11 protein-coding genes and 1 CRISPR repeat array are annotated in these 12431 nt (G+C 52.4%); of the genes, 4 read left to right on the forward strand and 7 right to left on the reverse strand.

Features of this window, described 5'->3' with window-relative positions; translation table 11 throughout:
• Window positions 1–93 precede the first annotated feature (93 nt).
• Window positions 94–537, forward strand: coding sequence for an antitoxin Xre/MbcA/ParS toxin-binding domain-containing protein (locus ACJBF3_RS12680; RefSeq protein WP_045327278.1), 444 nt, complete (start codon window positions 94–96; stop codon window positions 535–537).
• A 14-nt stretch (window positions 538–551) separates the two neighbouring features.
• Window positions 552–1007 (forward strand): RES family NAD+ phosphorylase, encoded by a 456-nt coding sequence (locus tag ACJBF3_RS12685; protein WP_045327280.1) that lies wholly within the window; start codon window positions 552–554, stop codon window positions 1005–1007.
• Window positions 1008–1028: 21 nt separating this feature from the next.
• Here the strand turns inward: ACJBF3_RS12685 and cas6f are convergent, their stop codons facing one another.
• From cas6f to ACJBF3_RS12720, 7 genes are all read right to left on the reverse strand, one after another.
• The gene (cas6f, locus tag ACJBF3_RS12690; protein ID WP_045327282.1) at window positions 1029–1583 is read right to left on the reverse strand and encodes a type I-F CRISPR-associated endoribonuclease Cas6/Csy4; all 555 of its coding nucleotides are present in this window, start codon (window positions 1581–1583) and stop codon (window positions 1029–1031) included.
• Window positions 1584–1592: 9 nt separating this feature from the next.
• The gene (gene csy3 / locus ACJBF3_RS12695) at window positions 1593–2591 is read right to left on the reverse strand and encodes a type I-F CRISPR-associated protein Csy3 (RefSeq protein WP_045327283.1); all 999 of its coding nucleotides are present in this window, start codon (window positions 2589–2591) and stop codon (window positions 1593–1595) included.
• 13 nt (window positions 2592–2604) lie between these two features.
• Window positions 2605–3540: a type I-F CRISPR-associated protein Csy2 gene (gene csy2 / locus ACJBF3_RS12700; RefSeq protein ID WP_045327285.1), complete on the reverse strand. Its 936-nt coding sequence runs from the start codon at window positions 3538–3540 to the stop codon at window positions 2605–2607.
• Window positions 3537–4844, reverse strand: a complete 1308-nt coding sequence (gene csy1 / locus ACJBF3_RS12705) for a type I-F CRISPR-associated protein Csy1 (RefSeq protein ID WP_045327286.1) — start codon at window positions 4842–4844, stop codon at window positions 3537–3539. The genes csy2 and csy1 overlap by 4 nt, the downstream gene beginning before the upstream one ends.
• A 345-nt stretch (window positions 4845–5189) precedes the next feature.
• Window positions 5190–8417 carry a type I-F CRISPR-associated helicase Cas3f gene (cas3f, locus tag ACJBF3_RS12710; RefSeq protein WP_406545126.1) on the reverse strand — a complete coding sequence of 1076 codons (3228 nt, stop codon included), beginning with the start codon at window positions 8415–8417 and terminating at the stop codon, window positions 5190–5192.
• The gene (cas1f, locus tag ACJBF3_RS12715; protein ID WP_045327290.1) at window positions 8414–9397 is read right to left on the reverse strand and encodes a type I-F CRISPR-associated endonuclease Cas1f; all 984 of its coding nucleotides are present in this window, start codon (window positions 9395–9397) and stop codon (window positions 8414–8416) included. Before cas1f ends, cas3f begins: the two co-directional genes overlap by 4 nt.
• 319 nt (window positions 9398–9716) lie before the next feature.
• Window positions 9717–10224: a CRISPR direct-repeat array (repeat unit 28 nt; unit sequence TTTCTAAGCTGCCTGTACGGCAGTGAAC).
• 176 nt (window positions 10225–10400) lie between these two features.
• Window positions 10401–10844, reverse strand: a complete 444-nt coding sequence (locus ACJBF3_RS12720; protein ID WP_045327292.1) for a hypothetical protein — start codon at window positions 10842–10844, stop codon at window positions 10401–10403.
• A gap of 661 nt (window positions 10845–11505) precedes the next feature.
• Here ACJBF3_RS12720 and ACJBF3_RS12725 point away from each other — a divergent pair.
• Window positions 11506–12207, forward strand: coding sequence for a hypothetical protein (locus tag ACJBF3_RS12725; RefSeq protein WP_045327294.1), 702 nt, complete (start codon window positions 11506–11508; stop codon window positions 12205–12207).
• A gap of 2 nt (window positions 12208–12209) precedes the next feature.
• Window positions 12210–12428: a hypothetical protein gene (locus ACJBF3_RS12730; RefSeq protein WP_045327296.1), complete on the forward strand. Its 219-nt coding sequence runs from the start codon at window positions 12210–12212 to the stop codon at window positions 12426–12428.
• Window positions 12429–12431: the final 3 nt, after the last annotated feature.

Here is a 12431-nt window from a genome sequence, read left to right on the forward strand (position 1 = left end):
TCTCAAACCACCCAGTATAAAAAAACGCCATTCCACTCTACCTGACAAATGACTATACTTAACCATGACAAATGACATCAATCCGGAGGTAACATGAGAACATGGATCCCCGCCCAGCAACCTGCTGATAACGCGCTTTGGCGCTACGCCGGTTTACCTGCAAACAGGGGGATGCGGCTGATTGAGTTTCTCAATCAGGGATTACCCGTCAGCGTCCTCGACAACATTCATGAGTGGACGGCGATGTCGAAAGCGGACATTTTGCGCGTCACCGGAATTAACGAACGTAACGTGGCCCGCCGCAAAAGCGCGGGACGGACGCTGACGCCGGATGAAAGCGAACGCGTGGCCCGTTTCGTGCGGGTGCTGGATGCTGCCGTTGGCTATTTTGGCAGTAAAGAAGAGGCATGGAACTGGCTGCAGGCTCCGGTGCGCGGGCTGGGAAATGTTGCCCCTGTCGACCTGATCGCGACGGAAACCGGTGCCCTGGAAGTCACCGACTTGATTGGTCGACTCGAACATGGCGTGTTCGCATGATTTTTTAACGTCTGGTGACGGGACGCTATGCCAGCGAAGCGTGGAGCGGAAGCGGTGCAAACCAGTATGGCGGACGCTGGAACCATAAAGGGCATCCTGCCGTATATGTGTCCACGTCCATCTCGCTGGCCTCACTGGAGATTCTGGTGCACGTTCGGAAAGATAGCGTGCTAAATCAGTACCAGCTTTTCAGCATCGATATCCCGGATGACCAGATTGAATACCTGGATAAAGCGTGGCTGCCCGACGACTGGCAGGAAAATCCAGCGCCGGTATCCACGATGGATCTCGGAACCGGATGGTTAAAGGCTAACAGCGCCCTCGCGCTTATCTTACCGTCCTGCATCATCCCTTATGAGAACAACGCCATCCTTAACCCCTTACATCCGGCATTCCACATGGCGCTGAACTCAGTACAGCAACTGCCCTTTATTTTTGATGCCCGCCTGGCGGAAAAAACCGCACCCTGAACGCGGATGCGGTTATGCGTCTCAGAACCAGGGAACCGTTGCCGAAGCGCTGAGCCCGTAGGTCGTAAATGTCCCCGAGACAGGCGCAGCGAGCACATCCCCGTGGCGGATAAAGAGCTTAAAAGACTGGCCCGTAGAGAGGCTGCGCATGTTAAGCCAGGGCAGATCCGTCCTCGCCTCCTGCATCGTCAGAAGACTCTGCTGCGCCTCCTCCTCTGTTAACCATCCTTTTTTAACCGAACGTCGCAGAAGCCTCTGCGCGCTGCTTTTCACCTGGACGCGGCTCACGCAGCGCCACTGGCTGACGACGGGCACGGGCTGGATGTCCGAAGACAAGCAGTAGTCGCTCAGTCCTTTTCGCCATGTGAGTGATTCGAGTTCGCTTAACGCCGGGCGAGTACCGTGCAGACGTAACACCGGGCCGGGCTTCATGCCGTGCGCAGGAAAGCTGATGCCAATATCCCCCTGCCCCCGCTGGCCCAGCGCGCGATGCAGCTTAGCCACCAGCGCGGCCATCAGCATCTCCTCGCTGAATTCCGGGTCGGGCAGGACGCGGATCTCAATATAGTGATCCATAACCACTCCTTACTCGCCCTTCTCACCGAAGACACCGCCGCGGATCAGGACGGCCATGACGTAATGCTGCTGCTCAACGTCAGGCTTTTGGCCTTTCGTCACCCAGTTATCCAGCAGGGTGTAAAAGTCCATCTTCTCTTTCGGCTGGCGGCAGGCCACACCGCGGCTGGTGACCGAGCCGTACGGCTCAACGGCGATAGCGCCCAGCGCATCGACCTGAGGGTGCCATGTATCAATCGTTCGAATGGCATTACCGATTTTCTGCGAGTGCATGCCTGCAACGCTGTCTACCTGATACAGCAGACGACTCTTGCTGCTGTTGCTGTCCAGTACCAGCTCCTGCGACGGGAAGATCTCCTGCCCGGCACCGAGCAGCACCTGCGCGTCGACGTTCAGGAGAACAAATGCTTCACCGCTAAGCCCTTTTTCGATCTCCTGCGCCAGTGCGTTCAGGCTCTCATCGCGGGCAGAAAAATCTCGCAGCGCGTAATTGTACGCATCAAACGTCCACGCTTTACTTCCCGTCACGTTCACGATGATTTTTTCTGCCCCGACGCGGTTACGCCATAAAAAACGGCCGTTTGCCAGATTGGTTGCATACCGACGCGCCAGCTCTTTGAAACCGTGTTCGCTGATATAACCGTCGATAACCTGCTGAAGCGCATCCTGGTAGTCACGATCGTTACACACGGATGGCGTCGACAGGCTGCCCAGCACGCGCAGGGTAAATTTCACCTTCAGGGTGTCAGCATCGGCAGGCAGCGCCGCCACGTCCACACGCTGCAGGTTCGCTTTCTGGATCTCCGCATCCAGCTTTGCCGGATCGTTGGTCAGCGCATTTTTCAGACGGTTAGAAATGGTGCCGCGTACCGCTTTTTCCTGAATCCGAATCGGCTGCCAGGTCTCTCCCGCCCAGCGTCCTGAATACATCACCGCATTAGAGGTTGCCAGTTTACGTTCAAATGCCAGTACAGATGCCGTTTTAACGGCAGTTGGAGCCTTTGCCATAGAGAAGTCCTTTTTAATTAAGAGGTTCAGAAGTCACCGGCGCGCCCGCGCCCTGACAGTAGTAGCCTGTTTCTGTCGTGCGATAGCGCCAGAAAATGTCGTCAAGCGCCTGAATCCGGTGCAGACCGCACCACTCGCCCACGCCATATACCGCTTCGGTAAACGCGAAGGGCGTTTCTGCATCGCGTGCGTTTTCCACGACGCCGGGGGCGTAGAGTTCAGAGATGCGCTGGTAGCCCGTCATTATTGGCACCAGATAACCGGGATTGGGTTTGGGAACAACGTGCCAGTCGGCCGGCTCGCCTTCGCGCAGGTTGCCGTCCTCAGGCATTTCCGCCTGGATTTTCAGCGCGGCGAAATCAAGCCAGGCATCAAGCAGCGTGGCATCAGGATTATTTTCAAGCAGCGTTTGATGATGTTGTACCAGCCAGCTGCTCCGATCGCGTAAGGCAAAACCGGGCATAAGCTGCCACTGCAACCGACGCATTTCGCGCTCGGTGGACGGCATTGCCATAACGGTAATCGCCTCAATATCAACGACTATGCCGCCCGCCAGTCGGAGCGTCGGGCACACCTGCGAAAGGTACTCGGCCAGGTCACGCTGCCCGTATTCACCGTTCGGAATTTCCCCGTGACACTCGAGCAGGAGCGAAACCGTCATATGCATGCGCCCCTCCTCATTAAACGAGGCCGTTTTCGCTTCACGGGTAAGGGGATTACGCGTCAGGGCAAACTGATAATCGCGACCGGACGTGTGCGCGTGGATCTGATGTTCGTGGCTGACGACGGCACAGCCCTCAATGCGCAGCCCGTGCGACTCCGTCAGCCTGCGCGACAGCGCATGGGCAAATCCCAGAAAATGAGTAATCGCGGGGAAACCGTACGTCAGGCCAGCAATCGCGTTGGCGTTTTCGACTCTGATACGGCGAAGCAGGATCAGTGAGCTCATTTCAGCGCCTCCCGGATAATTTTTTCCATCTCGCGGAGGTGACTGCGTAAACGTTCGCGCGTTTCCCACTCCCGCTTTTCCACATTACCGACATCCGGCAGCGACTTGCGCAGACGGGCGTTCAGCCACTGGGCAAAATCTTCCGCCACAGCGTCCTGCCAGTCGTCTTTATCCCGCTCAAGACGAAAAGCTTCATCGGTTTTGGTGCGCCAGGGATCGAGCCAGAGCTGCTGATGAGGTTTCAGATCGGGACAGTTGAGCGTCCAGTTCTGCGCGGTTTCCCGCTGAAATACAGAGGCGATCTCAAACAGCAGATCGATAATCATATTGATGTAGCCATCGCGCGCTTCACGAATACGAAAATTGGTGTAATCGCCCGCCTTCGTCAGTAGGGAAACAAGCAGCTGAATATGACTCTTCGCACGGCGGTCGAATTGCCCACCCGAGGCGAAAACAGAACGTAAGCTCGTCGGTGGCTTTTCTGCCCTTTTCCACTGCGGTGGCTGGCAGGAAAGCAGCCAGCTACGTCCGCCGCGTACGCTGTTCAGATAGGAAATATTTTGCGGTTTCGTGCCACCAAAGTGCACTTCTGCTGACTCCGGAAAAAGCGTCAGCGGAGTGGGATGCCAGGTTTTCTCGCGGCGCGCTTTCCAGATGGCTTTTACCTCCTCGCCAAAACGACAGGCAATCATCTTCTGATGCATAGCGTGAACAAGCGAGGTGGCAAACAACGGGCTTAACAGATGGTAATTTTCACCTACCGGAAAATACCCCTGTTTAGCCAGCTTGTGCGAAGCGGTTTCGCCGGGCGTTAACGCGCGAGAAAAACCCGCAATCCAGTCACGCAGTTGACTCTCGTCATCGGTAAACGCGGCCAGAGCGGCGCAGTCGCCTCGCTTCAAACTTGCCAGTAGGGAGTCGCCGCCCTCTACCCGCGTTTGCAATAATTTCGCGACGTCAAGCGCAGCGGCGTTGCCCACCGCATCCGGTTCCAGACCTGACAACGCAGCGGTGCTGAGATACCCTTCCTGCGCCACTGCCTCGCTGTAAATACTGCTACTTTTTGAATCCCCGTGGGTAAATTTCGCCGCATGGGTCACGAGGTTAATTTGTCCGGCTCGCTTCGCGGCATCCGTCAGCCATGCTTTCGGCTCATAGCGAAGCTCCAGTTCCCGGCGTTCAGCCGCAAGCGTTGCGCTATCTTCGCTGCGCTTTGCGGCCGCTTTATCAAATGCTTCCAGCTTTGTTTGCCGTCGTCCGGCAATAAAAGCTGTAATAAATGAGAATAGTGTTCCTTCCTTCATATATCACCTTAATTCTTGCACTTATAATCAGTAGAAATATAAATCTCGCAATTATATTTAATATAAATAGCTCGAATAAAAACAAAACAGAATCATAACCAAGACAAATAAAAACCTGATAAAAATCATCGTAGTGAAACATTCCTTTATTTGAGTAAAAATAAAGTACTCTATTTCAATACGTTCATCCACACCTATATTATGCTTTTATCCTTAAGTGACATACTCTTGCCAAAAAACCTTAAATTAATATAATGCTTATCTACTGTCGCCCAGACAGCTTAGAAATATATGAGGCTCTTATCATTTATTTTATACTGCTGAACAAGCAGCTCGCGCCCTCTTTCAGAGGGCGCGAAACACACCCAAAACCGGGTGATACAGCCATTGTTCCGTCTCCTCCTCCCTGCTGACTCTTAACGTAATTTCGCCATACCGTCGCGACACCGCAGCCAGCTCCATCTGCTTCGTCCCGGCGAGCGTCTGTAATATCTCGGCATAATCGACTGCAACCCACGGTTCTACGCCGTCAGCCATGAACAACGCCTGTTCGCAAAACCGTCCCGCGGGTTTCAACCTGCCGTCTTCCTGCATCAGGCAAAACTCAGGTTCATCGTCTTCCTCTTCCATGCGCAAAAAGAACGTTTCCTGCGGTGAAGCACGGCGAAAAGGCGTCCGCAGCTGAAGCTCACCATTCCACGTCAGCGGTAGCCGCCACCAGGACGCCGCCACCGCATCTGATTTTTTGCCATCGACCAGCAGCGCGGCGCGCAAACGCTGATGCTCCAGCGCCGCCAGCGCGTTGCCGGGCAGATTTTCAACGATGCGCGGGACCGCATTCAGCGTGCGGTAGCCTTCTTCAGTAAGAAGCTCATGAAGGTCGTGATGGGCCAGCGGATGCTGCTCGGTCTCAAAACCGGGTCGGCAGTAGGCGATCTTTTCTCCGCGAAGCGCGCGCACGTTGCGCTGGAGAATCACCAGGTTTTCGCGCTCAGGAACGATCTGACGGTGGCGCTGAATACGTCCCGCAAACTGAATAAGCGAACGCATGGAGCTCGGCTCGATAATCCCCCAGTCGGCATCAAAATCGCGCCCGACTTCAAGAACGGAGGTTCCAAGCACGACAAAGAGGTGGTGCTGTTCCGGTGAGGTCAGCGCCTGCATGATTTCAGGCAACTGCCAGACCCGCTCCGGCTCGTGGCGCGTGAACGCGGCATCGAGTCGCTTTTCAATCGCCGCGCGCACCGCCAGCGGGTGCTGGCTGTGGTATACGCAATAGTGAATGCGGTAATTGTCCGGAGAAGGGAGTGCCATTAACGCCTGCGCGACGGCAACCAGCGGGTTGATGTTCGCCATCCGCACCAGCCCAAACGACACGGTTTTGCCGCTATTATGGGTACTGCGATGATCGCCGTGCAGCGCGATCATTTGCTGGTGCAGCGTCTGCGCCAGGGCAGAGACAACATCGCCGGTGCAGGAAGAGTGCGGAACTACGGCGGCCAGCTTACCCAGACGAAGCCGCGGCTGGTCCGGCAGACGTTTAATTCGCTGCCTGACAAAATCGCCATGCGCATGACGAAACTGAGCATCGTCGGCCACATCCTGCGACTGCGCGCCATACTCATCAAACCAGGCGCAGCAGATGCTCGTCGGTCTGTCCGACTGACCGCAGGCTGCCTGCCAGGCTTTGCGCCCTTCCCGGTAGGCTTCGAACAGCGCTTCCGTTAATGCCGGGGGCAGCGTGGCAGAGGAAAGCAGCACGCGGGAGCCGAGCATGCCCGCCCAGTTCACTAGCCGACAAAGGGCGTGCAAATCATCAACGTCAAAATCATCAGGCTCATCAAGCACCAGATCGCTGGTCAGCAGGCGCAGCATGGCAGGGATCTGCCTGCCGCCGCGCACGCCTTCCGTTGCAGGCATCAGGTGATCGATGGTTGTTACCAGCACCGGGGCGCTGACCAGGCGATTAAGCGCCGGTTCTTTCGCCAGCCACTGCTGGGCGATACCGCTACTGGTCGCCCCTTCGTAATGTACGTAGTGATGGCTGGCGAAGAACGCTTCGTCGCTGGCGCTGCGGGTATCTTCCGCCTCGTTATCCTGATACAACTCCTTTACTGCTGCGGCGCCGGTCACCACGGCCAGCGTGTCGTCATCCAGCCCAAGGCGCGACTGCAGAGCCTGACCGGTTTGCAGCGTCAGCGTGCGCAACCCCAGCGCCACGCTAAAACGGCACCCAGCCTGTTCATCGGAAAGAGCGTACATGATTCGGGCATTCGCAAAGGTTTTACCGCATCCGGTTGAGGCCATATTGATGCCGAAGAAGCCCTGCTCTGTACTCTTCTCACGCAGGGAAGACGCCACGTCCCACGCCCTGTTTTGCCAGTGAAAACGCGGATCTTTCGCTCTTTCCCGGAACGTCCTGTGTCTTGCGATGGAAGGCAATGAACGGCGGAGTGCGGGAAGAGAACGCCCCATCAACAGGGCGAGATGCGCAACGCCGATATTGTGTTCATCCAGCTTTTGCCTGAGCTGCCCGGACTGGCGGTCGCTGTTGGCCCAGCACGGAACGGCATCATCCTGCCACCCGGCATACGCGGGTTGAGAGGAGTAAACGTGGTCGGCCAGCATCAGCGACAGGCGGGCAAGATGGAGAGTAAAGAGATTATCCAGCGATCCCGCGTGAAGCAGTGCGGGCAGGTTCCGGATGCGCTTACCAATCTGCCGGGCCTTCTCGCGCCACGTTTTACTTTTTAGCGGCGTACCATCGGGGAATTTCCAGACATTTTTAAAATCACGCGCTTTCCACGGATGTTTTTCGGTGGATTTATGATTAAGCGAGTTCCATTCCGGGTTCAGCTGTTTCTCAAACCAGCCTTCGCAATACTCCAGTTGAGGGCGCGTCGTATGCGACTGCGGTAAGCGGTGATGCGACAGCATCAGCCATACCACCACCTTAGCCAGAGGCGGGAGTTTTCCCAACAGGCTGCCGTTTTTGTCTGTATCCATCTTCAGCGCGTTCAGCATGGCATTTTGGTCAGCGGCTTTAAGCTGCGTCAACGATGCCAGCCACTGCTCATCGGTTTGCTCCCCCACAAAGGCCTCAAACAGACGAACCGAGATCCATTCATGACGATACGGCTGACAGACGTGCTTACTTTCCCCTTTAAGCGTCTGCTGGAAGCACATCCCCGCTTTACCAAAATCATGAAACAGCCCGGCGATCGCCCCCAGCAGGGCGATGTTTTCCGCACTTTGCCAGCGGTGTTCGCCGTCGTTGCGGATAATTTGCAGGCTCGTGCGATTGGTTGGCACGCGCCCTTGCGCGTTGAAGCGCCGCAAATTCCCGACTATCCACAGCAGCTCGGTTTGTCCGTTTCTTTTCAGCCAGTGGCAGGCCACCGCGGTGTTACGACGTGCCGTTTTGCGCAGCAGCTTGCGCAGGGTAGTGACGCCTTCCATCGTTATCGTCGTCTGCCACGCCGCGTCCCCCGTGCGCTCAGCAAACTGGTCGATAATCTGGCAGCTTTGCTCGCGCGCGCGTTTGGTACAGCGAGAGATAATCAGCACATTCATTTTGCGACGCCCGCCAGCGCGTGCGAGGTTTCCTGCAGGGTGGCGATCATCACATCCAGCGCGTCAGCCTGTTGAAACGCGTTGATGCAGCGCTGACGAAACTGTTGATTATCCTCACCCTCCATCGCCGCCATAAATGCCTGCGGCATAACGAGGGCGTCTTTGATGAGATCTGCAATATCAAAAACCAGCCCGCCGCGTCGGGTTTTACCGTGCATGACGGCCAGACCATGAGGAATGCCCGTCACCCAGGCCGCGACAGCCGCCAGCCCGTAGGCCAGATAATTGCCCTGATCGAGAAAACGGTTCGCCATATCTGCCCCGCCGCCGCGTTTGGCGCGGGTAAAGCTGCCGTAACCCACCGTCTGGCTGACCAGTTTGTAGAGCGATTTGGTAAGCTGTGCTTCCTGAAGCATCAGCGACGTGTGATCCTGTGCGTTTTCCACGCCCGCTCTGGCACGATCCAGAACCCTATCCAGCGCGACCGTATCAGGCTGAAAAGGCGTTTCTCGGTTCATCCGCAGCCCTGCCCACTGTTTCTCAATTTGCTGTAAACGAACAAGCTGAAACTGCTTTGCCGCCTGCAGACGTTTTTTTTCATCAAACCAGAATGAGACCCAGTTTTGTAAATATGCGGTCGGACGGTATTCGCTTTGCGGGCTGAGCCATGAGACGTCAATATCCACCTCGTTCGCGGAATAAAGCGGCGTGCCGTCCGTTCCGCAAAAACCCACCATTACCCCTGCCCGCGCAAACTCGCGCATTGCCATTTGCGTAACGGATGTTCCCATTCCCAGCATCACCGCAGTCGTATTCGCGATGGGAATATTCCAGTAAAATGATTCTTTCCCTTCCTGAGTCACATATTCAACACGTCCACCATTCACCTGAACACGACATTTCTCCAGGTAATAAATATTGGCGCGCTTTGAATGCAGAATGGTTTTTAATTCTGTAGGAGTGATGCTGTTTACGGGCATGGCAAGGGCTTTTATTTCAGGGTGTTGAATGCGCAGTATGTTAGCGAATAACGGATAAAAACAAATGTGACGGGTATCAAATGAATAATAATCACCGTGAGAATACGATGAAAAATCAGGTTTTTAGCTGAAGTGTTATTTTTGCGAATAATATATTCGTTAGAATATAATTTGTTTGTGAATGAGTTTTTTATTTTTTATGAAAAATAGAGAGTGCGGGCTTGATAGGATGAGGTTTTAAATTGGGTTGGTGAATATTTTAGAGTGGGTTGGTTTGAGAAGGGTGGTGTGGGGCAGTTAACGTCGGAGTGCCGCGCGTTTTCTAAGCTGCCTGTACGGCAGTGAACATGGCTCGTAACCGCAAATCTACCATCGACCATTTCTAAGCTGCCTGTACGGCAGTGAACGTTAGGGCTTTTACCTCCTCTCGATGCGGGCGTTTCTAAGCTGCCTGTACGGCAGTGAACCCATCCCTCGCTTTTCAACGTAGCATTGCAGTTTTCTAAGCTGCCTGTACGGCAGTGAACCGACGAACTGACTGAACGCTGGGGGCCGCTCATTTCTAAGCTGCCTGTACGGCAGTGAACCAACCCATATGACATCCTTGGATTTGGCTCGTTTTCTAAGCTGCCTGTACGGCAGTGAACAATGTCGGCCATACACCACGCGGTGCGAGAGATTTCTAAGCTGCCTGTACGGCAGTGAACAACGAAATGAACTGAATAAGCCACTTTCCAGCTTTCTAAGCTGCCTGTACGGCAGTGAACTCGATTTCACGTTCATCAAAGCCAGCCTGCGCTTTCTAAGCTGCCTGTACGGCAGTGAACTGGAAAGAAACCACGCCATCTTATTGTTAGCAAACAAAATAATCAACTTATACGCATAAAACCCTTTTTTCTGGCACGTAAATCCGCACCAGACAAATCAATACGTTACGTATAGACCAAAAAAAAGGGTCACGCCAACGGCGTCAGAGAAATGCCCCCGACGCCTGGGCCCGAACTCAGGAAATAATGTGAATTACCGGTTCTGCATTTCGAGGCGCAACGACGTCTGCGGCCATAGAATGCGTAATGTCATGGAGTAGCCCGGTGATGTGCGGCAACATATCGCCGTCAAAATTCGCCACCAGCAGCACATGGTTTAACGCCCGGCAGTAGTCGCATTTCGTTTCGGTATCTTCCAGCAACCACTCTTTTTGTCGCGGTTGTTCCGCTTCATCCTCAAATTCCACCACCTGAAAATCACGCATGGATTCTGTAAGGCCGGATTTTACTTCTTCCAGGTAAGCTCCAAGGCAACGGCATACGGGCTGAGTTTGAGGAAGTGATTTGCAGTCGAGGAGGATTTCGGCGAGCAGCGTGCAGCGCTGAGCAAGGGTTGGGAGATCGGGGTTGAGGGAGAGTTCAGTGTAGAGTTGGGAGATAGACTGGTTTTCCATATTCATAATTTCCATATTAAGAGCTGAAAACTACCACCAGAAACGCCAACTTCAGGTGGCAGACTGAACCGGTTTGGCGTACCGACCATATGGAAAATCGGCGCTTCAAAAGAAGCCCCGGTTCAGCCCACCATATTTGAAGATACGGATTATACCGCAGCTAAAAAAAGAGTGAACGAAACCAGTGACGTTGCGTTGAGCAACATCTTTCCATATGTGTGTAATCAGGACGCCAATCCCGACACCTGATTTTGCAGGTGCGCCGCCATTTTATTACTGTAGATCCATCCAGCAACTGTCTTCGAAAGAAACTGGAAAGCGCCTCGCAAAATTCCTCTGCGGCCACATGATCTCCCCCTCTCCTACTGCAAAGCACGTCCAAAAAATAACAAATAATAATGTAAATTTAGTGTGAGAGGTGCAGGACGGGTTAGCATCCGTGATTACCTCTCCGGATGACTTTAAAATCGAAAAATAAGCCAATCAAAATAATAAACAATAGATAATCCGGCATTAGATTCACCACATTAATTATTTAATTTCATTCATCCATCAAGCTGATAAAAAGTAACCTTTCGTTCCCTATTTAACAAAAGTGAGAGAATGATCACTTTGTTTAAAGCGTTCCGTATAAGATGATGAGCGTAATGAATCAAAGGTATATATTATGTATTACAGCGAAGATATTATTAAAAAGATAGGAGCTGACAAAGAATTAGCTATTAGATTAGACAAGGCTATGAGAGGGGTCAAAGATGGGGTTACTGATTACTTAGATAATCTCGGTGATGCAGCGACGCGCCTGTTATACTATACATCGTGTTTAACAAAAGATTATCGTGATGTTTGTACCAGATTAAATAATGAAGATATCAGATTCGTGCAGGGGTTAGGTGAGTTAGTTATACACCGCAATCTGATTTTCAGAATGATTAAGATTTATATAGAAACAGTACTCAAGAACAAAAATGAAGTAGAAAAGAAAACAATTCTTGAAAAATTAACGCCATTCACCAAAAACATTTCCATAAAAAAATTATCAAAATCGGCCTTAATTTATTCGATTGTATCCTACATTTGTTATGGTAATAAAATGAATGCCTCAGTTGAGGCCGCTTTTGTTAAAAAAATAGGAGGGCGCGCTGGCATTCCGATTACCGCATTGAACCTATACGGCATTGTTCAGAAGGCTTCTGAAAGTGCAAATAGATTAAAGCATTTCATGCCACAATTTTATCATGCACTTTATATCGAAAAACTTGAGATGATGTATTTCATTATTGAGCCAATTATTATGAGGGCTGGATACTTAAACATCAATACAGCATCTGATACTGAAATCACTAACGCGCTAAAAAGAATGATTTAATCATGTTAAAACCAATCGTGATTTTTTTAAAGCAATTCTTGAATGATTTTATACAAGATTGCTTAAATGATATTTATTGGTACAGCGTTTTTATATTCGCTGCGTTTCTTTCAGGTATGGTAGCAGCCAATATAGATGATATCAAAACAGTCCGAAACCTTATTTTAGGAATCTTTATAACCATATTTGTAATTGCTTTCCGCTTTAAAGACAAAGGATAAAAA

The organism is Enterobacter sp. PP-008-ECC_S150 (assembly GCF_045257065.1).
In the GTDB taxonomy this organism is placed as follows: Bacteria; Pseudomonadota; Gammaproteobacteria; order Enterobacterales; family Enterobacteriaceae; genus Enterobacter; species Enterobacter chengduensis.

Excerpts from the sequence above, each read along its gene's own strand:
- ACJBF3_RS12720 (WP_045327292.1), bottom strand. The coding sequence starts at position 10,844 with ATGAATATGGAAAACCAGTCTATCTCCCAACTCTACACTGAACTCTCC.
- cas1f (WP_045327290.1), bottom strand. The coding sequence starts at position 9,397 with ATGCCCGTAAACAGCATCACTCCTACAGAATTAAAAACCATTCTGCAT.
- cas6f (WP_045327282.1), bottom strand. The coding sequence starts at position 1,583 with ATGGATCACTATATTGAGATCCGCGTCCTGCCCGACCCGGAATTCAGC.
- csy1 (WP_045327286.1), bottom strand. The coding sequence starts at position 4,844 with ATGAAGGAAGGAACACTATTCTCATTTATTACAGCTTTTATTGCCGGA.
- csy2 (WP_045327285.1), bottom strand. The coding sequence starts at position 3,540 with ATGAGCTCACTGATCCTGCTTCGCCGTATCAGAGTCGAAAACGCCAAC.
- csy3 (WP_045327283.1), bottom strand. The coding sequence starts at position 2,591 with ATGGCAAAGGCTCCAACTGCCGTTAAAACGGCATCTGTACTGGCATTT.
- ACJBF3_RS12730 (WP_045327296.1), top strand. The coding sequence starts at position 12,210 with ATGTTAAAACCAATCGTGATTTTTTTAAAGCAATTCTTGAATGATTTT.
- ACJBF3_RS12725 (WP_045327294.1), top strand. The coding sequence starts at position 11,506 with ATGTATTACAGCGAAGATATTATTAAAAAGATAGGAGCTGACAAAGAA.
- ACJBF3_RS12680 (WP_045327278.1), top strand. The coding sequence starts at position 94 with ATGAGAACATGGATCCCCGCCCAGCAACCTGCTGATAACGCGCTTTGG.
- cas3f (WP_406545126.1), bottom strand. The coding sequence starts at position 8,417 with ATGAATGTGCTGATTATCTCTCGCTGTACCAAACGCGCGCGCGAGCAA.